Genomic DNA, 21549 nt, shown 5'->3' with positions numbered 1-21549 from the left:
GCCGCCCCCGCCGCCATCGCGGCCTACCTGGAGTCGCACGCCGGTAAGCGCTCACCCAGACCTCGCCACACCAGGAACCCCGGCCGGCGGCGGACACCCGTCCGCCGCCGTCTCTTGTGGTCTTCGGCGCCCGTCCGACGCGAGTTCGTTCCGCGTTCACCCCGTTGGGGTTGCACTCTCGGGGCATTTGTCGTGAACTTGCATTCCACCCGGTTTCATCCTGAGATATAGAGGTTCAATGACAAACGTCCTCAGTCGACGCGGCGTGCTCGGCGCCGGCCTCGCCGTCGGCGCGACGGCCGTCGCCACCGGCGCCTTCTCGAACACCGCGCAAGCGGAGGAGTCGTTCGGCGGCCCCCTCATCGGCGAGCCGCGCCGCGACCAGCTCCACCTGCTCACCTTCAACCTCCGCTTCGAGGGCGGCGACGCCTCGCCCCACACGTGGGACGAGCGCCGCCCCCTCGTCAAGACCGTCCTCAAGCGAGAGAAGCCCTCGATCCTGTTCACGCAGGAGGGCGTCTACGGGCAGCTCCAGGACGTGCGCGAAGACCTCGGCGACCAGTACGACTGGATCCACCTGGGCCGCATGGGCGGCTCCAGGTCCGAGGCCACCGCGGTCTACTGGAACACCAAGCGCCTCAAGGTCGTCGAGTACGACCACCAGTGGCTCTCCGACACCCCGCTGCTCATCGGCTCCAAGGGCTGGGGCAACAACGTGGTGCGGATGCTCACGTGGGTCCGCTTCCTGGACCTGCGCACGGGCAAGGAGTTCTACGTGGTCAACAACCACTTCGACCACCAGTCCGAGGACGCCCGGCAGAAGGGCGCCCAGATGAACCTCGACGTCATCGCGCCCTGGGTCGAGGCCGGAACCCCCGTGATCGCCGCGGGCGATTTCAACCAGGTCCCCGAGACCCCCACCTACACGATCCTCACCGACGGCGGCCTGGTCGACACCATGCTCGCCGCCGAGGAGCAGGTCACCCCCGTGTGGGGCACGTGGAACGGGTGGAACCCCGTCCCCAGCGAGACCGAGCGCCGCATCGACTGGATCCTCGCGACGCCCGGCGTCCGCATCCTCAAGGCCGGGGTCAACACGTACGCGAAGGACGGCCTCACCCCGTCCGACCACTGGCCCGCCCAGGCGCTCGTCGAACTGCCGTAAACATGAAGGCCCAGCGGGGCGGGGGACCCGGCGCTATGGTCGCGACCATGGACACCGTTCGGAACGCCGCCCCGCCGGACCGGCCCGCGCTCGCCGGCGTCCCGCTCGTCGGCCCGGTCGCGGCCCCCGAGATCCAGGTCATGACCTACAACCTCAAGACCGCCTCGGGCCGCGCCCCGCACTCGTGGTGGAAGCGCCGCCCGTTCGTGGCGCAGGTCGTGCGCGACGAGCGGCCCACCGTCCTGTGTACACAGGAGGGACAGTTCTACCAGCTCCGGGAGCTGCGCGAAGACCTCGACGGCTACGACTGGGTCCACCTCGGCTGCGCCGGGGGCTCCCGGTCCGGGTCCACCGCGATCCTCTGGGACGCCGCGCGGGTCGTGCCCGTCGCCTACGACCACCTCTGGCTCTCGCGCCACCCCGACCGGATCGGCTCGCGCGCCTGGGGCACCGGCGCGGTCCGGATGCTCACCTGGGTCCGCTTCGAGGACAAGGCCACAGGCAAGGACTTCCACGTCGCGAACGTCCACCTCGACCACCGCTCCGAGAAGGCCCGCCGCAAGGGCGCCGCGATGTGCCGCGACCTCATGCGGGGCTTCCAAGGGCCCGCGATCCTCGCCGGGGACTTCAACTGCCGTCCCGACTCCGAGGCGTACGCGGTGCTGACGCGCGACTTCGCCGACGCCTGGGACGCGGCGCCGCTGCGGCTCACCCCCGACTGGGGCACGTTCAACCGCTGGAGGACCACGCCCGCCGAGGACGGCCGCCGCATCGACTGGATCATGGCGAAATCCGGACCGAAGCGGCAGGAGCTGACGGTCCACAGGGCAGGCGTCAACACCCGGACCGGGGACGGGCTCACGCCCTCCGACCACTGGCCGGTCCAGGCGGTGTTCACGATCGGTCGTTTATGCTGCCTTTAGGTGCTGCGGTCGAGGTACTCGCGGATCTCCCGCACCGCCGCGCGCCCGGCGCGGTTCGCGCCGATCGTGCTCGCCGACGGGCCGTAGCCCGCGAGGTGGATTCTGGGGTCGGCCGCGACCCTGGTGCCGTCCATGACGATCCCGCCGCCCGGCCCGCGCAGCTTCAGCGGCGCGAGGTGGTCGAGCGCGGCCCGGAAGCCGGTGGCCCACAGGATCACGTCGGCGGGCACGAACTTCCCGTCGTCCCATGCCACGCCGTCGGGCTCGATGCGGTCGAACACCGGGTGCCGGTCCAGGACCCCCGCCTCCCGCGCGGCCCGGATCTCGGGCGTGAGCGGGACGCCGGTGACGCTGATGACCGACTGCGGCCGCAGGCCCTTGCGCACGCGCTCCTCGACCATCGCGACGGCCTCGCGGCCGCGGTCGGGGTTGAAGTCGCCGCTGCGCCACTGCGGTTCGCGCCGCGTCACCCAGGTGGTGGCGGCCGCGACCGGGTGGATCTCCATGAGGTGCTGCATCGCGGAGATCCCGCCGCCGACGACCACGACGCGCTCGCCCGCGAACTCCGCGGGCCCGCGGTACTGCGCGGTGTGCAATTGGCGGCCCCGGAACGTGCCCTGCCCGGTGTAGCGGGGCCAGAACGGCCGTTCCCACGTGCCCGTGGCGTTGATGAGCGCCTTCGCGATCCACGTGCCGCGGTTGGTGGCGACTTCGAGCCGCTTGTCGGGGAGGGACCGCACGGTGCGGACCGAGACGGGCCGCTCGACGCGCAGGTCGAACTCGCGCTCATAGGCGGCGAAGTACTCGGAGATGACCCCGGCGACCGGGGTCGACTCGTCGGGTTCGGGGACCGGCATGCCGGGGAGCTGGTAGACGCCGTTCACGGTCTTGAACGTGAGGGTCGGCCACCGGAACTGCCACGCCCCGCCCGCGTGCGGCGCGTGGTCGAGCACCGCGAAGCCCGTCCCGGGCTCGAAGTGCCGACGCAGGAAGTACGCGGCCGACAGGCCGGCCTGCCCGGCCCCGATCACGACGACGTCCACTTCCCGGATCACACCAGGCAAAACGCCTCAAGGGGGCCGGGGATTCCACCCGGTGAGGGCCCTCACTGCGGCCCTACGCCTCCGGAGCCGGGAACGTCTCCTTCATCGTGAACGCATCCGCCGTGGGCCCCTTCTCCCGCAGCATCGTCAGCCGCTTCTCCGCGTCCCCCACCGTGGGCCGCTCGCCCGCGGGCACCCACCACAGCACGGTCACGGCCTCCTTGAGGTGCTCGAACCACTCGCGGCGGCGCTGGAGGTACGGCCGGTGCACCGCGCCGTACACGTAGGCCCGGAACGTCTCGGGGTCCTCCCACACCGACATGTTCACGATGAGCCACTCGTCGCCCCAGAACCGGAACCCGGTCGCCCCCTCGCCCTCCCCGTCGGCCAGCCGCCACACGAACCCCTCGTGCGCGTCCGCCGCCGCGTTGACCTCCGCGAGCCCGTCCATGAAGTCCTTCATCACGGGCGAGTCGAGGGGCGCGCGCATCCGCCCGATGTTCACCTGCGCCAGTTCATAACCCGCACTCATGCCCCCGAGCCTGCCAGCGCCCCGCCCCCACCGTCAACGCCCGCAACCGAATCCAGGTACCACCCCAGTCGACTGGGTTTCCGGAGGACCGGATCTACTCGGCGGGGGAGAGGAACTCCAGGCGGTTGCCGAACGGGTCGCGGGCGTAGAAGCGCCGGAAGCCGATGAACAGGCCGTCCCACTCGACGGCGTGCCCGGCCGCGTCGAGCGCGGCGGCGAGCCCGTCGAGGTCGTCCACGAGGATGCCCGGGTGCGCCTTCTCCGAGGGCACGAGGCCCGGTTCGACGCCGAGGTGGATCTCCAGGGCGTCGGTGCGCAGCCACAGACCGCCGCGCCTGGCGAGGTCGGGGGGCTTGGGGACCTCGGTCATGCCGAGCACGCCGACGTAGAAGGCGCGGGCGGCGTCCTCTGCGGCGGGGCGGATGGCGATCTGCACGTGGTGGAGGCCGTAGCCGAAGGTCATGTCGCTCCTCGGGGGTAAGCGGAAAGGGGCGGGCCCGCCGGGCCCGCCCCTCTACTCGTGTTGCGCTACTTGGCGAGCAGGCCGCGGAGGACGTACTGGAGGATGCCTCCGTTGCGGTAGTACTCGGCCTCGCCCGGGGTGTCGAGGCGGACGACGGCCTCGAAGGTGGTGACGGCGCCGTCCGGGCTGGTGGCGGTCACGGTGACCGTGTCCGGGATGCCCTCGTTGACGGCGGTGACGCCGGTGACGGCGACGGTCTCCTCGCCGGTGAGGCCGAGGCTCTGGTGCGACTCGCCCTCCGGGTACTGGAGGGGCAGGACGCCCATGCCGATGAGGTTCGAGCGGTGGATGCGCTCGTAGGACTCGGCGATGACGGCCTTGACGCCGAGGAGGCGGGTGCCCTTGGCGGCCCAGTCGCGGCTGGAGCCGGTGCCGTACTCCTTGCCGGCGAGGACGACCAGCGGGGTGCCCTCGGCGGCGTAGTTCTGGCACGCGTCGTAGATGGTGGCGACGGGCCCGCCGGCCTGCGTGAAGTCGCGGGTCCAGCCGCCCTCGGTGCCGGGGGCGAGCTGGTTGCGCAGGCGGATGTTCGCGAACGTGCCGCGGACCATGACCTCGTGGTTCCCGCGGCGCGAGCCGTAGGAGTTGAAGTCCTTGGGGCCCACGCCCTGGGCCTTGAGGTACTCGCCCGCGGGCGAGTCGGCCTTGATGGACCCGGCGGGGGAGATGTGGTCGGTGGTGACCGAGTCGCCGAGCTTCGCCATGATGCGGGCGCCGTGGATGTCCTCGACGGCGTCCGGCGTGGCGGGCATGTTCTCGAAGTACGGGGCCTTGCGCACGTACGTGGAGGACTCGTCCCACTCGAAGGTGTTGCCGGTCGGGATCGGCAGGGACTGCCAGGTCTCGTCGCCGTCGAACACGGAGGCGTACTCGGTGAGGAACATGTCGCGGCCGATGTGGCCGTCCACGACCTCGCGGATCTCCTCGGCGGAGGGCCAGATGTCGCGCAGGAACACGTCCTGGCCGTCCTTGCCCTTGCCGATGACGTCGGTCGTGAGGTTCACGTCCATGGTCCCGGCGAGCGCGTAGGCGACGACCAGCGGCGGGCTGGCGAGGTAGTTCATCTTGACGTCCGGGTTGATCCGGCCCTCGAAGTTGCGGTTGCCCGAGAGGACGGCCGCGACGGCGAGGTCGCCGGCCTGGACCGCGGCCGAGGTCTCCTCGGGGAGCGGGCCGGAGTTGCCGATGCAGGTGGTGCAGCCGTAGCCGACCAGGTTGAACCCGAGCTTGTCGAGGTAGGGGGAGAGCCCGGCGCGCTGGAGGTACCCGGTGACGACCTGGGACCCGGGCGCGAGCGAGGTCTTCACCCACGGCTTGGACAGGAGCCCGGCCTCGACGGCGTTCTTGGCGAGCAGGCCCGCGCCGACCATGACGTACGGGTTCGAGGTGTTGGTGCACGAGGTGATCGCGGCGATCACGACGGCGCCGTGGTCGAGCTGGAACTCGCCCTCGCCGGTCTTGACGGTCTGCGGGTTGTGCGGGCGCGAGCCGTTGGGGGCCTGCGCGGGGGCGTCGGAGCCCGGGAAGGACTCGATGCCCGGCTCGTCGGCCACGTAGTTGGCGACGTCGCGGCGCCACTGGTGCCCGGCGTTGTCGAGCTGGATGCGGTCCTGCGGGCGCTTGGGTCCGGCGATGGAGGGGACCACGGTGGAGAGGTCGAGTTCGAGGTACTCGGAGTACTCGGCCTCCTGCTTCGGGTCGTGCCACATGCCCTGGGCCTTGGCGTACGCCTCGACGAGGGCGATCTGCTCCTCGGAGCGGCCGGTGAGGCGCAGGTAGTCGACGGTGCGCTCGTCGATCGGGAAGATGCCGCAGGTGGACCCGAACTCGGGGGCCATGTTGCCGAGCGTGGAGCGGTCGGCGACGGGCACGGAGGAGACGCCCTCGCCGTAGAACTCGACGAACTTGCCGACGACGCCGTGGTCGCGGAGCATCTCGGTGATGGTGAGGACGAGGTCGGTGGCGGTGGTCCCGGGCGGGAGGTCGCCGGAGAGCTTGAAGCCGACGACGCGCGGGATGAGCATGGAGATCGGCTGGCCGAGCATCGCGGCCTCCGCCTCGATGCCGCCGACGCCCCAGCCGAGGACGCCGATGCCGTTCTCCATGGTGGTGTGGGAGTCGGTGCCGACGCAGGTGTCGGGGTACGCGAGGCCGTCGCGGGTCATGACGACGCGCGCGAGGTGCTCGATGTTGACCTGGTGGACGATGCCGGTGCCGGGCGGGACGACCTTGAACTCGTCGAAGGCGGTCTGGCCCCAGCGCAGGAACTGGTAGCGCTCGCGGTTGCGCTCGTACTCGCGCTCGACGTTGCGCTGGAAGGAGTCGGGGTGGCCGAAGAAGTCGACGATCACGGAGTGGTCGATGACCATCTCGGCGGGCGCGAGCGGGTTGATCTGGGCCGGGTCGCCGCCGAGGTCGCGGACGGCCTCGCGCATGGTGGCGAGGTCGACGACGCAGGGGACGCCGGTGAAGTCCTGCATGATCACGCGGGCGGGCGTGAACTGGATCTCGGTGCTGGGCTTGGCGTTCGGGTCCCAGGAGCCGAGGGCGCGGATGTGGTCGGCGGTGATGTCCGCGCCGTCCTCGTTACGCAGCAGGTTCTCGAGGAGGACCTTGAGGCTGTACGGCAGCCGCTGGTGCCCCTCCACCTTGTCGATGCGGTAGATGTCGTAGTCGTGTTCGCCGACCCGCAGCGTTTCGCGGGCGCCGAAGGAGTCCGTACTCACCATGAGAGCTCCTCGATTCAGAACTGAAGGTCGGTCTCAGTCTGCCGCAACCCGAGAGGTCGGGGACCACGGTCGGGCAGAGCCGCCGACTCTTAAACAGTACGTCCGTCTTATTTAACGGTTCCAACTGTAGCACCCGCGTTGAGTTGAGCGGTGCTTAGCCGAGCCTAAGAGGCATCGAGTGGCATGGATCGCCAAGAGGGGGACCGCAACGGGGACGTTGAAGGCCGGCGGCGGGGAGCGGTTGTGTGCGGTGATGCCCCCGCCGCCGGCCCGGTGCGGTGGATATAAGCCTGAAATCGGACTATACGCTCCGGGCCTGCGGGGCCGTCACCGGCCCTGCGGTGCCCGGAGCGACCTGCGGAAAGGCTAGTTCGCGCCCGCGATCCGGGGTCCGGCCTCGCGCTGCTCGGCCAGCCAGGTCTCGACCTCGTCCGAGCTCCGCGGGAGCCCGTCCGAGAGGTTCTCGCAGCCGTCGGCGGTGACCCGCACGTCGTCCTCGATGCGGATGCCGACGCCGCGCAGCTCCTCGGGGACCAGCTCGTCGTTGGCCTGGAAGTACAGCCCCGGCTCCACGGTGAGCACGAAGTCCTCCTGGACCGCGCCCTTGTAGTAGTGCTCGGGCCGCGAGGCCGCGCAGTCGTGGACGTCGAGGCCGAGCATGTGCCCGAAGCCGTGGAGCGTCCAGCGCCGGTAGATCAGCGAGTCCTTGTCGAGCGCCTCGTCCACCGAGCCGGGCAGGATCCCCAGGTCGCTCAGGCCCTCGGCGAGGACCCGCATGCACGTCTGGTGGATCTCCTGGAACTCGGTGCCGGGCCGGATGACGTCCATGCCCGCCTGCTGCGAGGCGTGCACCACGTCGTAGACCTGCTTCTGGAGCGGCGTGAACCGCCCGTCGACGGGGATCGTGCGGGTGACGTCGGCGGTGTAGAGGTGGTGGTTCTCCACGCCCATGTCCATGAGCAGCAGCTCGCCGGTCTTGGTGGCGCCGTCGTTGGTGATCCAGTGGAGCGTCGTCGCGTGCGACCCGGCGCCCACGATCGAGTCGTAGCCGAGGCCGTTGCCCTCCAGGCGCGCGCGCGAGCGGAACACGCCCTCGATGAGCCGCTCGGAGACCGAGCCGGTCGCCGGGATGATCCGGGCGACGTCCTCGAAGCCGCGCACGGTGATGTCCACGGCGTCCTGGAGCTGCTCGATCTCCCACGAGTCCTTGCGCAGCCGCAGCTCCGAGAGCACCGCCGCGAGCTCGCCGTCGCGGGTGAGGCCCTCCTCGGGGGCGTCCTCGTCCGCGAAGCGCGCGTCCAGCGCGGAGTCGAAGCCGCGCAGGATGCGGGTCCGCGCGCGGTCGGCGCCCTTGAGCGCCTCGTCCAGGCCCTCGACGTCCTTGCACGGCAGGCCCAGGCGCACCTCGGTCTCGTCGAGCGAGTGCTTGCGGCCGATCCACAGCTCGCCGTACTTCGCCGAGCGGAAGAACTCGTCGGAGTCGGTGCCCTTGCGGGGCCGGCGGTACAGGACCGCCTCGTGGCCGCCGCCGCTCGGGTGCAGGACCAGCACGCCCTCGGGGTCCTGGTCACCGGTGAGCCACACGAAGTCCGAGCCCGCGCGGAACGGGTAGAAGGTGTCGTTCGAGCGCCGCTGCTCCTCACCCGTGGGGACGATCAGCACCTCGCCCGGGAAGGCCGACGAGAGCGCCTCGCGGCGCCGCGCGGTGAACGCCGCCTGCGGCAGCGGGGCGGCGTCCAGGTCCAGCGGTCCCCACCCGGAGCGCATGAACTCCAGGAACTTCTCGGGGAACTTCGGGTCGTGGGGTCGCTCCCCGGACTTCGTCTCGGCCATCGCCGTTCCTTTCCATCGACTCACTTGTCGCGCGACTAGGGGCGCTCGCAGATGACGGTACCGCGTCCGCACTCATTTACGGCACGCAAGCTTTGCCATGGCCGAAGGACTCATGACGGTCCTGGCCGCTCGTGCATTGCGCAGCGGCCCCGCTACCCTGAGAATCGTGACCGATCGCGCCAATTCGTCGCTCAACCCGCCCTCCGGCACGGGGGCGGCGCCGTCGCGGCCGAGCGTCACCCTCCCGCAGGGGCAGCTGGAGCAGATCCGCCGCCTCGTCGCGGTCGGCCGGGCGGGCTCGGTCGACGAGTACGTCGGGGCCGCCGTCGCCGAGCGCCTCGAACGCGACCGCTCCCTCACCGAGCTCCAGGACCTGTTCGAGCGCAAGGGCCAGGGGCCCAGCGCCGAGCACCTCGCCTGGGCCCGCGAGGTCCTCGGCGTCGAAGGGAAGGACGACGGGGAGGCGCGCCCATGATCGGCGGCCGCATCCTGGACGTCTCCGCCATCGTCGGCTTCGCCACCTCCATGCCCTACCCCCAGGCCGTCGTCTTCACCGCCCTGGAGCAGAACGTCGTCCTCGCGATCCCCTCCGGCGCGCTCGCCGAGGCGTGGTCGCAGGCCCGCCGCCGCGACCGGGACGCGCTCCTGGTGCTGCTCGGCCTGCCCGTCACCGTCATCATGGACCTGGACCAGAAGTCCGCCCGCGACGTCGGGCTCATGTTGTCGCGCTCGCGCCAGCACGGGAACATCGCCGCCGGGCACGTCGCCTGGTGTGGCCTGAACCGCCCCGGGTGGCCCATCGTCACCGGGGAGCCGAAGACCCTGCTTGCATTCGATGCGAGCCTGGAGATCGACCAGCTCCCGTGAGGGGCCGGACGAGGGACAATAGAGGAGCAGCGTGACCGCCGTACAGGAGCAGGAACCCATGCCCACCACCGGCCCGCTTGAGACCGAGCCTTTCGAATACCGGCCCCGGAAGTCCCGCATCGGGGCCTGGATCGGTGCGGCCGTCGCGTTCTTCGGGTTCACCGCCCTGTCCTTCACCCTCGGGACGACCACCGTCGAGGGCGGCGCGGTCACCGTCGCCGACCAGGCCGCGATGATCGGCCTGGGCGTCGTCGGCGCCGGGATCGCCCTGAGCTTCCTGCGGCTGCGCGTGCGCGCCGACGCCAAGGGCATCGAGGTGCGCAACGTCACGGGCACCCGCTTCTTCCCCTGGCAGGTCGTCACCGCCATCAACTTCACCGACAAGATGACCTGGGCGACCGTGGAACTCGCGGACGACGACGAGATGTCGATCATGGCGATCCAGGTCAGCGACAAGGACCGGGCCGTGACGGCGATCAAACACCTGCGGGCGCTCTTGGAGCAGTCCCGCAGCTAGGTGCTACCATGGCTTGTCGATCGCACCGCGCCGTCCTTCGGAATGCGCACGGTGCTAGCAAGCGGAGTCCAGCTCCCACCCGCAGCCGGGTCCACCGAATCCCAGTGATTCAGGACCGACTGGCGACCGGGTCACAAGACGGCGGATGACGTCCGCCGTGCTTTGGAGTGGACCCCGGCATACGCTGGGGTCTTTCTTTGTTGGGACCTCATGCCCGAGGCCGCTGGGTCACGCTTGCGCGACGAGCCGCCGGTGCACCCGCGCCGGCGACGACCCGAAAGCCACAGGGGCGCCGGCGCGAACGCGCCGGCGAGAATCGCAACCAAGGAGGCCCCATCAGCGATTTGCGCGTGAACGACCAGATCCGGACCAAAGAAGTGCGCCTGGTCGGCCCGCAGGGTGAACAGGTCGGCATCGTGTCGATCGACAAGGCCCTGCAACTGGCCGCGGACGTCGACCTGGACCTGGTCGAGGTCGCACCCACCGCCCGTCCGCCGGTCTGCAAGCTCATGGACTACGGCAAGTACAAGTACGAGTCCGCTCAGAAGGCCCGTGCCTCGCGCCGCAACCAGCAGCAGACGGTCATCAAGGAGATGAAGCTCCGGCCGAAGATCGACAAGCACGACTACGAGACCAAAAAGGGTCACATCGTGCGCTTCCTCACGGCCGGGGACAAGGTCAAGATCACCATCATGTTCCGCGGGCGCGAGCAGTCGCGACCGGAGCTGGGACGCCGCCTGCTGGACAAGCTGGCGGAGGAGATCTCCGACCTCGCGGTCATCGAGTCCGCCGCGAAGCAGGACGGCCGCAACATGATCATGGTCGTCGCCCCGATCCGCCCCAAGAGCGAGATCAAGGGCGGCGGACGCAAGGGCCGCGAGCGCGACGAGGCCGACCAGGCCCCCGCGGACGAGCAGGCCGAGCCGGTCCAGGCCGACGCCCCGGCCGAGGCCCCCGCCGAGAAGCCCGACGAGACGCCCGGGTCCTAGACCCCGGCGAACGGAAGGTGCCGGGCGCGGCGACGCGCCCGACCCGTCCGGTGCAACTAAGGAGAAACCAATGCCGAAGATGAAGTCCCACAGCGGTGCCAAGAAGCGGTTCAAGGTGACCGGGTCGGGCAAGCTGATGCGCCGCGGCGCCGGCAAGAACCACCTGATGCTGGCCAAGAGCGGCCGCTTCAAGCGCAAGCAGTCGGGCGACCAGGCGGTCTCCCCTGCCGACACCAAGCAGGTCAAGAAGCTGCTGGGCATGTAGCCCGACCCGATTGACTTCCAACCGCTTTTAACCGCAAGGAGACCAACTGTGGCACGCGTCAAGCGTTCGGTGAACGCCAAGAAGAAGCGCCGCGTCGTACTCGAAGAGGCCAAGGGCTACCGCGGGCAGCGCTCGCGCCTGTACCGCAAGGCCAAGGAGCAGCTGCTCCACTCGTACACCTACTCGTACCGCGACCGCAAGGCCCGCAAGCGCGAGTTCCGCAAGCTGTGGATCACCCGCATCAACGCCGCCGCCCGTGCGAACGGCCTCACCTACAACCGCTTCATGCAGGGCCTGGCCCTCGCGGAGGTCGAGGTGGACCGCAAGATCCTCGCCGAGCTGGCCGTCAACGACGCCGCGGCGTTCACCGCCCTGGTCGAGGTCGCCAAGGCCGCCCTCCCCGAGGACGTCAACGCCCCGGTCGAAGCGTAAATGCAGACCGATGAGCCCGGGCCGGACGCGTACACCTCGCGTTCGTCCCGGGTCGTCAACGCCCGCAAGCTCCAGCGCCGCCGCGGCCGCGACAAGGCCGAGCGGTTCCTCGCCGAGGGCCCCCAGGCCGTGCGCGAGGCGATCGGAGCGGGCGTCGTCACCGACCTGTTCTACGACCTCGACGCCGACACCCGCCACTCGGCGCTGATCGACGCCGCCGTCGCCGCGGGCGCCCACGTCCACCCCTGCACCGACGAGGGCCTCGCCGCCCTCGCCGAGACCGTCACCCCGCAGGGCCTCGTCGCCGTCTGCCGCTTTCTGGACCAGCGGCTCCCCGAGGACCCGAAGCTCATCGCGGTCCTCCACGGCATCACCGACCCCGGGAACGCCGGGACCGTGCTCCGCGCGGCCGACGCCGCCGGGGCCGACTGCGTCGTCTTCGGCACCGACTCCGTCGACCCGTACAACGGCAAGTGCGTGCGCTCCTCCGCCGGGAGCCTCTTCCACCTGCCCGTCGTGCGCGCCGCCGACACCGCCGACACCCTCGACGTGTTCGCCAACGCCCAGATCCTCGCCGCCGCCGCCGGAGGCGACGACCTCTACGCGCTCGACGCGGCCGGGGAGCTCGACGCGCCCACCGTGTGGCTGTTCGGCTCCGAGGCCCACGGCCTCGACGACGCGACCGCCGCGCTGGCCCACCGCCGCGTCGGCGTGCCCATCTGGGGGAGGGCCGAGAGCCTGAACCTCGCCGTCGCCGCCGGGGTGTGCCTCTACGCGAGTGCGGCCGCTCAGCGCAGGAAGTAGAATGACCTCATGTCTTACGGTCGCCGCGAATTTATCCAGCCCGCCGGGTGCGGGCTGGGCGGCTAGCCGACCACTCCTCCCCAGCGGGCTGCGGCCGCGCCGCGCGTCTTTTCTAGACTGCTGATGGTCCCGCCAGGAGAGAGACGAATGAGCACTGAGAACGAGGCTGGCCTGCTCCAGCCCGAGGCCCTCGCGAGGGCCGTGAAAGACGCCGCCGCCGCCATCGAAGCGGCCGCAGACCTCGAAGCACTCGCCGCAGCCAAGTCCGCCGTCCTCGGCGACAAGGCCCCGGTGTCGCTGGCCCGCAGGGCGATCGGTTCGATCCCCGGCCCCGAGCGCGGGGAGGCCGGACGCAACGTCAACGCCGCCCGCACCGAGATCACCGCCGTGTACGAGGCCCGCGAGGAGATCCTCAAGGCCGCCGAGGCGGCCCGGGTCCTCAGCGAGGAGACCGTGGACGTCACCGCGCGCACGCCCCGGCACCGCCAGGGCGCCCGCCACCCGATCAACGTCCAGATGGACCGGATCGCGGACCTGTTCGCCGCCATGGGGTACGCCATCGGCGAGGGCCCCGAGGTCGAACTGGAGTGGTTCAACTTCGACGCGCTGAACATCCACCCCGACCACCCGGCCCGCACGATGATGGACACGTTCCACATCGCCGACGGCGACGGGGAGTTCGGGTCGAACATGGTGCTGCGCACCCATACCTCCACCGTGCAGATCCACACGATGCTCACGCAGGAGCCGCCGATCTATACGGTCGCGCCCGGCCGCGTGTACCGCACCGACGAGGTCGACGCCACGCACTCGCCGGTGTTCCACCAGACCGAGGGCCTCGTGGTCGACAAGGGCATCACCATGGCCGACCTCAAGGGGACGCTCGACCACTTCGCGAAGTCCGTGTTCGGGCCCGACGCGAAGACCCGCCTGCGGCCCTCGTACTTCCCGTTCACCGAGCCCAGCGCCGAGGTGGACGTCTGGTTCGCCGCCCACAAGGACGGCGCCCGCTGGATCGAGTGGGGCGGCTGCGGCATGGTCAACCCGCGCGTCCTGCGCGCCTGCGGCATCGACCCCGACGTGTACTCGGGCTTCGCGTTCGGCATGGGGGTGGAGCGGGCGCTCATGCTGCGCCACGGCATCACCGACCTGCGCGACATCATCGACGGCGACGTCCGGTTCCCGGCCGGCCTGCGAGTGGAGGAGTAGACGATGAGGATTCCCGTTTCCTGGCTCGCCGAGTACGCCGCCCTGCCCGCGGACCTGTCCACCGAGGCGCTCGACGCCGCGCTGGTCGAGTCCGGGCTGGAAGTCGAGGAGGTGGACGACCTGCGCGGCCGCGTGACCGGCCCGCTCGTCGTCGGCCGCGTCGCGTCCGTCGAGGAGCTCACCGAGTTCAAGAAGCCGATCCGCCACTGCCAGGTGGAGGTCGGCGAGGCCGAGCCGCGCTCGATCATCTGCGGCGCACGGAACTTCGCCGAAGGCGACCTCGTCGTCGTGGCCCTGCCCGGTGCCGAGCTGCCCGGCGGCTTCAAGATCGCCTCGCGCAAGACCTACGGGCGCCTCTCGGACGGCATGATCTGCTCCGCCCGCGAACTCGGCGTCTCCGATGACCACGAGGGCATCATCGTCCTCCCCGAAGCCGTGCTTGAGCAGACCGCGGTGGGGGAGGACGCCCGCCCGGTCGTGGGCCTCGACGACGTCGTCTTCGAGCTCGCGATCACCCCGGACATGGGGTACTGCTTCTCCGTGCGCGGCATCGCCCGCGAGGTCGCCCACCGCCTCGGCGTGGCCTTCACCGACCCGGCGGCGAAGGCCGCGGAGCCGAAGGCCACCGAGCACCCGCCGTACCCGGTGCGCGTGGAGACCGACGGCTGCACGCGTTTCACGCTCCGCGAGGTGCGCGACGTGGACGCGAACGCCGAGGCCCCCGAGTGGATGGCCCGGCGCCTCGTCCAAGCGGGCATGCGCCCACTCGGTCTCGCGGTCGACGTCACGAACTACCTGATGCTCGAACTGGGGCACCCGCTGCACGCCTTCGACCGCGACGCGCTCGAAGACGTCCTCGTGGTGCGCCGCGCGCAGCCCGGCGAGACGCTGAAGACCCTCGACGACGTGGAGCGCAAGCTCGACCCCGAGGACATGGTCATCTGCGACGCCACCGGCCCGCTCTCGCTCGCGGGCGTCATGGGCGGCCTCACCTCCGAGGTCGTGCCGGGCACCCGGAACGTGCTCATCGAAGCGGCCCACTGGGACCCGGTCTCCATCGCCCGCACCTCGCGGCGCCACAAGCTCACCTCCGAGGCGTCCAAGCGGTACGAGCGCGGCGCCGACGCGGCCCTGAGCATGACCGCCGCGCAGCGCGCCGCGGACCTGCTCGTGGAGTACGGCGGCGGGACCCTCGTGGACGAGGTCGCCGACATCGACAACCGGAAGCCGATCCCCGCGATCGAGCTGCCCGTGGACCTGCCCTCGCGCACCGTGGGCGTCGACTACGACCGAGCCACGGTCGTCGCGATGCTCGAAGCCGCCGGGTGCACTGTGGACGGCGACGGGGACGTGCTCAGCGTCGTACCCGCGCCCTGGCGCACCGACATCACCGACCCCGTCGACCTGGTCGAGGAGGTCGTGCGGCTGCACGGCTACGCGCACGTGCCCTCGGCGACGCCCCGCGCCATCGCCGGGACCGGCCTCACCGCCGCGCAGCGCCGCCGCCGCCGCGTCGCCCGCGCGCTCGCGGACGGCGGGTTCGTGGAGACCTACACGTTCCCGTTCGTCTCGCGCGACCGCGCCGACGAGCTGGGCCTGGACGAGAAGGACCCGCAGCGCGAGGCCGTCGCCGTGCTCAACCCGCTCGACGACGCCGCGCCGCTGCTGCGCACCACCGTCCTCGCGAGCCTCGTGAACGCCGTGCGCATCAACCTCGCGCGCGGTGCGAAGGACCTCGCGGTCTTCGAGGAGGGCCTGGTCTTCCGGCCCGCCGACGGCTGGACCGAGCTCGACGCGGTCGTGCTGCCCGTCTCCAAGCGCCCCGACGACGAGGCCATCGCGGCCGCGATCCGGCGCCTGCCGGTGCAGCCGCGGCACGTCGCCGCGGTCCTGTGCGGGCAGGCCGTGCCCGCCGGGGTCGACTCGCCCGGCCGGGCCGTCGACTGGGCGGACGCGGTCGAGGCCGCCGAACTCGTGGCCCAGGCGTCCGGTGTGGAACTCGAAGCGGCCCAAGGCCAGGCCGCGCCGTGGCACCCGGGCCGCTGCGCCGAGCTGCGCGTGGACGGCGTCGTCGTCGGCCACGCCGGTGAGCTGCACCCCGAGGTGTGCGAGCGCCTCGGCCTGCCGCGCCGCACCGCCGCGATGGAGCTGGACCTGACCGCGCTGCCGCTGCCGGACCTCGCGCCCGCGCCGGTGGTCTCGCACTTCCCGGCGACGCTCATCGACGTCGCCGTGGTCGTGGACGAGGCCGTCCCCGCCGGGCAGGTCGAGGCCGCGCTGCGCGAGGGCGCCGGGGAGCTGCTCGACTCGCTGCGCCTGTTCGACGTGTACCGGGACGCGAAGCTCGGCGAGGGCCGCAAGTCCCTCGCGTTCAAGCTGGAGCTGCGCGCGAACGACCGGACCCTCACCAACGAGGAGGGCGTGGCCGTGCGCGACGCGGCCGTCGCGGTCGCCGCCGAGCGCTTCGGCGCCGGACTGCGCGCGTAGCGGAGGTTCGGAAGGGGCGCGGGGTCACCACGGTGGCACCGCGCCCTTACTGCGTGTCCCGGTAAGGCGTGATTTCGGAGTAAGGCCGGAGCCGCGGCATGTCGCATGGTCCGCGCCTTTTAAGGTACGTGGTGTGAATAACGGGAACCCCTCTCGCATCGGCAGGCGCCTGAGGCGGTCCGGCTCGGAAGGCGGACCCCCGGGGAGCCACCGGGCGGGCCTCGCGTACAGCGGGGCACGCCGCGCCGCGTGGAACCTCCCCCTCCCGGACCGGTTGCGCGACATGCAGTTCAGCAGGATGCACCTCGCCGTCGGCGGCGCCGCCGCGCTCGTCGTCGCCGTCGGCGCGTCCATCGTGCTCGGCAACCTCCCTGGAGGCGGCGGGGCCGGTGCCGGGGCGGACGACGCCGCGCTCCTCTACAACGACGGCCGCGCCCTCCCCGCCGACTTCGCCGACACCAACCCGTCCCTCGTCGAGCGCATCCACGCCGAACTCGAAACCCGCTACGGCATCACCGCCGACCAGCTCTACGACGAGGACGCCCGCCCCGACGGGTACCGCGTCGTCCTCACCCTCGACCAGGCCCTCCAGGACGCCGCCGAGGAGACCTCCGGCGAAGCGGGCGTCGTCGCCGTCGAACCCGGCACCGGCGCCGTCCTCTGCTACTACGGCGCAGAGGCCGAGACCGGCGCCGACCTCGTCGGCTCCGCCGCCCCGCACCCCTCCTCCTCCGTGTTCGACATGATCACCGCCGCGACCGCCCTCGAATCCGGCGCGTCCATCGACTCCTGGTGGAGCGACGACGACACCGACGTCACCCTCGCCGAAGCGGTGCAGCAGAACCGCGACGGCGCCATGGACACCATGGCCGGGGAGTACGGCGCCGACACCGTTCTGGCAACCGCGAACGGCATGGGCCTCACCGCGATGGCCGACGCCGACGGGACCCTCCGCGACCTCGCCGCCGGCGACTACGACGGCCTCGACCCCGCCGGGCTCGGCACCTACCCCGTGCCCGTCGTCGACATGGCCGGCGTCTACGCGACCATCGCCGCCGGGGGCGAGTACGCCGAGACCCACCTCGTGGACGCCGTCCTCGACTCCGGCGACGCCGAGATCGGCGCCGAGCAGGACATCCGCACCAACCAAGCGATTGCCGAGACCACCGCGCAGGACCTCCAGTTCATCGGCCTCGGCGAAGCGGACGCCATGGAGGACCGCGACTTCTTCGGCATCGGCGCCGACTTCCACGGCTCCACCACCCAGTCCTGGTACGTCGGCGCCATACCCCAGCTCAGCGTCGCCGCCTGGGCCAACGGGTCCGCCGCCGCCGACGGCGGGATGCCCCTGTGGCGCAACGTCATCGACACCGCCATCGAGACCAAGGGCTACGAGGCCGAGCGCCTCCCCGGCGCCTCCGGCGCGGGCGAGGACCTCACCGACGGCATCGAGGACGACGGCTCCATGGACCCCGACGGCGAGTACTGCCAGGCCCACCCCGACGACGCCGCGTGCGCCCCGTCCCAGAGCCCCAGCGAGGCCGAGTCCTCAAGCGAGGCCGAGGAGACCAGCGAAGAGCCCGAACCCGAGCCCACCACCTCCTCCGAACCCGAGCCCGAACCCACCACCTCCTTGCCCGAGGAGACCACCAGCGAGGAGTGCACCAGCTGGCCCTTCTGCTGAGCGGGCCCTCCGCAGGACCTACCATGCAGCCCATGACTCCCAACGGCTTCCCGAAGTCGCGCACCGCGCTCGCCCTGGCGGTCCTCGTCCCGCTCGGGGTCCTCGGGGACGCGATCTGGATCCGCCTCGCCGGGACGCCGCCGCTGCAGGGCCTCGACGACCGCTGGAACGCCCTCGTCGGCGGCCCCGCCGACGGCGTCCGCTGGCAGCTCGCGCAGCTCCTCAACCGCCTCGGCGGCGAACCGGGCCTCGCGCTCCTCGCCATCGCCGTCGTCGCCCTGCTCATCGCGAAGCGCTGGCGCTCGGCGGTGTTCGCGTGCGCCGCCGTCGCCGCGTCCTCGCTCGTCGTGGACCTCGTCAAGCTCGTGGGGGAGCGGCCCCGGCCCCTCGACGTCATGGTCCACACCGGCTCGTGGGCCTTCCCGTCCGGGCACTCCGCGCGCATGGCCGCGTTCGTCGTCATCGTCGCCGTGGTCTGGATCCCCGCCCGCCACCTCAAGACCTGGTGGCCGGTCGCGGTGTTCCTGACGGTCCTCATGATGGGCGCCCGCACCTGGCAGCACGCCCACTGGCTCACCGACACGATCGCGGGCGCCGCCGCCGGATGGGCCGTCACCGCGCTCGTGTGGTTCGCGTGCACGCCCCTGCTCGACCGCGAGCGCGCCGACCGCGAGGCCGAGGACGCGCCCCTGACGACCGACGCCGGTGGCCCCGGTGCCTTACGCTCGGCTGGATACCGGAAGCCCGTGATAGCAGAGGTGCCTGATGTCCACGCCCGACCCCACGCCCGACCCCCAAGGGCCGCAGATGCAGCCGCCCGGCCCGGCGGCCTACCCGCCGCCGCCGTACCCGCAGCAGTACCCGCCGCAGGGCCCTTACGCGCCGCCGTACGGGTACTACACCCCGCCGCCGCCCATCAACGGCATGTCGATCGCCGCGCTCGTCCTCGGCATCGTCGGCGTGTGCAACCCCGTCGGCGTCCTCGGCCTCATCTTCGGGATGATCGCCAAGCGCCAGATCGCCGAGCGCGGCGAAGGCGGCGACGGCTTCGCCACCACCGGGATCGTGCTCGGCTGGATCGGCGTCGCGTCGATCGTGTTCTGGATCCTGTACGCGGTCTTCTGGGCCACCATGTTCGGGGCGCTCTTCAGCGAGATCGACGACCTGCCGACGAGCGACCCTACCGACTGGGACTACAGCGTGGTGCTCACGCTCCTCGGGGTCGCCTGAAGTACGTGACGGCGGCCGTGTTCGCGGCGGCGAGCACCGCGAACGCGATTGCCGCCGCGGGCAGGCCGAGGCCCCACAGGGCCGCCGCGCCCGCGCCGAACGCGACGGCCTTGACCGCCACCGTCCCGGCGGTCGGCAGCGGCACCCGCGCCTTCGGGGCCGCGAACGCGCCCCACAGGACGATGAGCGCGCCCACCGAGGCCACGGCGATGAGGAGCCGCGTCCAGAGCGCGTGGTCGAGGTCGAGCGCCCACCAGGCGACGAAGACGAACAGGGCCAGTTCGAGCACGAGCGCCACGAACGAGTTGGCCATCACGAGGTTGCGGAGCACCCCGCTGTACCGTTCCCACTCGGGACGGGGCTCGGGAGGATTCACCTGGGTCACCCGAACATGATGGACCCTCCGAGACGGGTGGGGTCCGTTGGGTGCGACCAAAGTCGGAGCCCGGCTCCCCTCCCGGACCGAGGCCGCGGGCCCCCGGACGTGATGGGATGGGGGCATGACCAGTCCGCCCGGCCTCCTGCGGCGCATCCGCAGGGGCGACCTCATCGCCGCCGCGGTGATCTTCGTCCTCGGATCGCTCTTCATCGGCCTCGGCGTCTTCGAGCCCTACATGGTCCACCTGCCGCTGTGGGTGCGGTTCATCCCCTTCGGCCTCACCTGCCTCGGCGTCGTCGTCCGCCGCGCCTCCCCGGGCCTGTGCCTCGCCCTCGGCACCCTCGGCTTCGGCACCGAGGTCGCCATCGGGGTCACCTTCGCCACGATCTGCGTCTACACCGACAACCTCTACGCGTTCGCGCGCTACGGGCCGCGCCGCGGCGTCCGCATCCTCACCCCGGCCGTCATCGCCGGGGTCCTCCTCCTCGGCGGCCTCGTCCTCCTCGACGGCGCCGACACCGCCGCGGTCCTCACCACCCTCGCGATCCTCGCCGTCGTCCTCCTCTCCCCGATCGCCACGGGCATCATCGTCCGCCAGGCCCACGACCGCGCCCTCCTCGAACGCGAGCGCGCCGAGCAGATGGCCCGCCTCGCCGACGTGCGCCGCCGCGAAGCGGTCCTGCGCGAGCGCACCGTCATGGCCCGCGAACTCCACGACACCGTCGCGAACTACCTCTCCGCGATCGCCCTCCAGTCCACGGCCCTCCAGTCCCGCAAGGACCTCGACTCCGACGCCGTGCGCACCTCCATCGCCGCGATCCGCGCCTCCAGCGTCGACGGCCTCGCCGAACTGCGCCGCATCATCGGCATCCTCCGCGCCGGGGACGAAGGGGAGGAGCTCGCGTCCTACCGGATCGACCAGATCCCCGAACTCGCCGAGCGCATGAGGGCCGTCGGCCTCAAGGTCGAGTTCCGCACCGAGGGCCCGGCCCGCCCGCTGGCCGGCGAGGTCGAGCTGACCGCGTACCGGGTCGTCCAGGAGTCGCTCACCAACGCCCTCAAACACGGCCGCGACGCCGTCGCCGTCATCGAATTCCGACCGGGGACACTTGTCGTCACCGTCGTGAACGCCTTGGGCGACAAGGAGGAAGCGGTGCCCGGAGCCGGATCGGGCCTGGTCGGCATGACCGAGCGCGTCCGCCTCCTGGGCGGACAGGTCCACGCCGGACCGGACGGCGACCGCTGGGCCGTCCACGCCGAGATCCCGACAGGAGTCACCAATGATTAAGGTCCTGCTGGCCGACGACCACGGGGCGGTGCGCGCCGGGCTGCGGATGCTCCTGGAGAGCGCGGGCGCCGAGGAGGGCATCGAAGTGGTCGGCGAGGCCGCCGACGGGGTCGAGGCGGTCGCGCTGGCGAAGGAGCTGCGGCCCGACGTGGTGGTCATGGACATCCGGATGCCGCGCAAGGACGGGATCGCGGCGGCCGCGGACCTGCGCGGCGTCGCCGACGTCCTCGTCCTCACCTCGTACGGCGACGACGCGAACGTGTTCGACGCGCTCCGGGCGGGTGCGAGCGGGTTCCTGCTCAAGGACGCCGACGCGGCGACGCTCGTGGAGGCGGTCCGCACGATCGCGCGCGGGGACGGCCTCATCTCGCCTGCGGTCACCCGCGGCCTCATCGCCGAGTTCGCGCGCTCCAGGCCCGCTTATGCGCCGATCGAGGCGGACGGCGCGGGCCTGGCGGCCCTGACGCCGCGCGAGACCGAGGTGCTGTCACTCATCGGCGAGGGCATGTCGAACGCCGAGATCGCCGCGGACCTCGGCATGGCCGAGGCCACGGTGAAGTCCCACGTCACCCGGGTCCTCGCCAAGCTGGGCCTGACCAACCGCGTCCAAGCCGCAATCTTTGCGCGCGAGCAGGCACGTTGAGAGCGGG

At 71.5% G+C, this 21549-nt stretch carries 21 protein-coding genes and 1 pseudogene; 16 read left to right on the top strand and 6 right to left on the bottom strand.

The genetic code is table 11. From position 1 onward, the window contains the following. Positions 1 to 238: 238 nt before the first annotated feature. Positions 239 to 1165, top strand: coding sequence for an endonuclease/exonuclease/phosphatase family protein (locus tag AB0A65_RS26385; RefSeq protein ID WP_359955749.1), 927 nt, complete (start codon positions 239 to 241; stop codon positions 1163 to 1165). Between the two features lie 47 nt (positions 1166 to 1212). Then, on the top strand, positions 1213 to 2088 hold the full coding sequence (locus AB0A65_RS26380) for an endonuclease/exonuclease/phosphatase family protein (protein ID WP_359955747.1): 876 nt from the start codon (positions 1213 to 1215) through the stop codon (positions 2086 to 2088). Here AB0A65_RS26380 and AB0A65_RS26375 read toward each other — a convergent pair. The 5 genes from AB0A65_RS26375 to AB0A65_RS26355 all read right to left on the bottom strand — a co-directional run bounded on the left by AB0A65_RS26375 (position 2085) and on the right by AB0A65_RS26355 (position 8748). Next, positions 2085 to 3140 (bottom strand): NAD(P)-binding domain-containing protein, encoded by a 1056-nt coding sequence (locus AB0A65_RS26375; protein WP_359955761.1) that lies wholly within the window; start codon positions 3138 to 3140, stop codon positions 2085 to 2087. The genes AB0A65_RS26380 and AB0A65_RS26375 overlap by 4 nt on opposite strands. A 64-nt stretch (positions 3141 to 3204) precedes the next feature. Continuing rightward, positions 3205 to 3663, bottom strand: coding sequence for a DUF3291 domain-containing protein (locus tag AB0A65_RS26370; protein WP_359955744.1), 459 nt, complete (start codon positions 3661 to 3663; stop codon positions 3205 to 3207). Positions 3664 to 3757: 94 nt separating this feature from the next. Next, positions 3758 to 4126: a VOC family protein gene (locus AB0A65_RS26365; RefSeq protein ID WP_359955742.1), complete on the bottom strand. Its 369-nt coding sequence runs from the start codon at positions 4124 to 4126 to the stop codon at positions 3758 to 3760. A gap of 65 nt (positions 4127 to 4191) precedes the next feature. After that, positions 4192 to 6912: an aconitate hydratase AcnA gene (gene acnA, locus AB0A65_RS26360; RefSeq protein ID WP_359955758.1), complete on the bottom strand. Its 2721-nt coding sequence runs from the start codon at positions 6910 to 6912 to the stop codon at positions 4192 to 4194. Positions 6913 to 7281: 369 nt separating this feature from the next. Further along, positions 7282 to 8748: an aminopeptidase P family protein gene (locus AB0A65_RS26355; protein WP_359955739.1), complete on the bottom strand. Its 1467-nt coding sequence runs from the start codon at positions 8746 to 8748 to the stop codon at positions 7282 to 7284. Positions 8749 to 8914: 166 nt separating this feature from the next. On the opposite strand from AB0A65_RS26355, the gene AB0A65_RS26350 reads away from it, so the two are divergent. The 12 genes and pseudogenes from AB0A65_RS26350 to AB0A65_RS26295 all read left to right on the top strand — a co-directional run bounded on the left by AB0A65_RS26350 (position 8915) and on the right by AB0A65_RS26295 (position 19232). Continuing rightward, a complete protein-coding gene (locus AB0A65_RS26350; protein ID WP_359955736.1) occupies positions 8915 to 9223 on the top strand; it encodes a hypothetical protein in 309 nt (102 codons plus the stop codon). After that, positions 9220 to 9615 (top strand): hypothetical protein, encoded by a 396-nt coding sequence (locus AB0A65_RS26345; RefSeq protein WP_359955733.1) that lies wholly within the window; start codon positions 9220 to 9222, stop codon positions 9613 to 9615. The genes AB0A65_RS26350 and AB0A65_RS26345 overlap by 4 nt, the downstream gene beginning before the upstream one ends. Positions 9616 to 9646: 31 nt before the next feature. After that, entirely contained in the window at positions 9647 to 10132 is a 486-nt protein-coding gene (locus AB0A65_RS26340; RefSeq protein WP_359955731.1) for a PH domain-containing protein, read from the top strand. Between the two features lie 350 nt (positions 10133 to 10482). Next, positions 10483 to 11121: a translation initiation factor IF-3 gene (gene infC / locus AB0A65_RS26335; RefSeq protein ID WP_359955728.1), complete on the top strand. Its 639-nt coding sequence runs from the start codon at positions 10483 to 10485 to the stop codon at positions 11119 to 11121. Between the two features lie 70 nt (positions 11122 to 11191). Then, a complete protein-coding gene (rpmI, locus tag AB0A65_RS26330) occupies positions 11192 to 11386 on the top strand; it encodes a 50S ribosomal protein L35 (protein WP_359955725.1) in 195 nt (64 codons plus the stop codon). 48 nt (positions 11387 to 11434) lie between these two features. Continuing rightward, a complete protein-coding gene (gene rplT, locus AB0A65_RS26325) occupies positions 11435 to 11818 on the top strand; it encodes a 50S ribosomal protein L20 (RefSeq protein ID WP_359955722.1) in 384 nt (127 codons plus the stop codon). After that, the gene (locus AB0A65_RS26320; RefSeq protein WP_359955719.1) at positions 11819 to 12622 is read left to right on the top strand and encodes an RNA methyltransferase; all 804 of its coding nucleotides are present in this window, start codon (positions 11819 to 11821) and stop codon (positions 12620 to 12622) included. A gap of 147 nt (positions 12623 to 12769) precedes the next feature. Next, on the top strand, positions 12770 to 13831 hold the full coding sequence (gene pheS / locus AB0A65_RS26315) for a phenylalanine--tRNA ligase subunit alpha (RefSeq protein ID WP_359955716.1): 1062 nt from the start codon (positions 12770 to 12772) through the stop codon (positions 13829 to 13831). Positions 13832 to 13834: 3 nt separating this feature from the next. Next, complete coding sequence (gene pheT, locus AB0A65_RS26310) at positions 13835 to 16318, top strand: phenylalanine--tRNA ligase subunit beta (protein WP_359955713.1); 2484 nt, start codon at positions 13835 to 13837, stop codon at positions 16316 to 16318. Positions 16319 to 16601: 283 nt separating this feature from the next. After that, complete coding sequence (locus tag AB0A65_RS26305) at positions 16602 to 18002, top strand: penicillin-binding transpeptidase domain-containing protein (protein WP_359955710.1); 1401 nt, start codon at positions 16602 to 16604, stop codon at positions 18000 to 18002. 23 nt (positions 18003 to 18025) lie between these two features. After that, positions 18026 to 18619 (top strand): annotated as a pseudogene (locus tag AB0A65_RS26300) (phosphatase PAP2 family protein); the annotation flags it as partial. 148 nt (positions 18620 to 18767) lie between these two features. Next, positions 18768 to 19232, top strand: a complete 465-nt coding sequence (locus AB0A65_RS26295) for a DUF4190 domain-containing protein (RefSeq protein ID WP_359955707.1) — start codon at positions 18768 to 18770, stop codon at positions 19230 to 19232. Here AB0A65_RS26295 and AB0A65_RS26290 read toward each other — a convergent pair. After that, entirely contained in the window at positions 19210 to 19617 is a 408-nt protein-coding gene (locus AB0A65_RS26290; protein ID WP_359955704.1) for a YrdB family protein, read from the bottom strand. The genes AB0A65_RS26295 and AB0A65_RS26290 overlap by 23 nt on opposite strands. A gap of 115 nt (positions 19618 to 19732) precedes the next feature. On the opposite strand from AB0A65_RS26290, the gene AB0A65_RS26285 reads away from it, so the two are divergent. Then, complete coding sequence (locus tag AB0A65_RS26285) at positions 19733 to 20899, top strand: histidine kinase (RefSeq protein ID WP_359955702.1); 1167 nt, start codon at positions 19733 to 19735, stop codon at positions 20897 to 20899. Then, positions 20892 to 21542: a response regulator transcription factor gene (locus tag AB0A65_RS26280; protein WP_359955699.1), complete on the top strand. Its 651-nt coding sequence runs from the start codon at positions 20892 to 20894 to the stop codon at positions 21540 to 21542. Before AB0A65_RS26285 ends, AB0A65_RS26280 begins: the two co-directional genes overlap by 8 nt. Positions 21543 to 21549 lie beyond the last annotated feature (7 nt).

Source organism: Glycomyces sp. NPDC047010, assembly GCF_040644205.1.
GTDB lineage: Bacteria > Actinomycetota > Actinomycetes > Mycobacteriales > Micromonosporaceae > Glycomyces.
The sequence above is the reverse complement of the archived record's forward strand: the minus strand, read 5'-3'. Positions and strand labels throughout refer to the sequence as shown.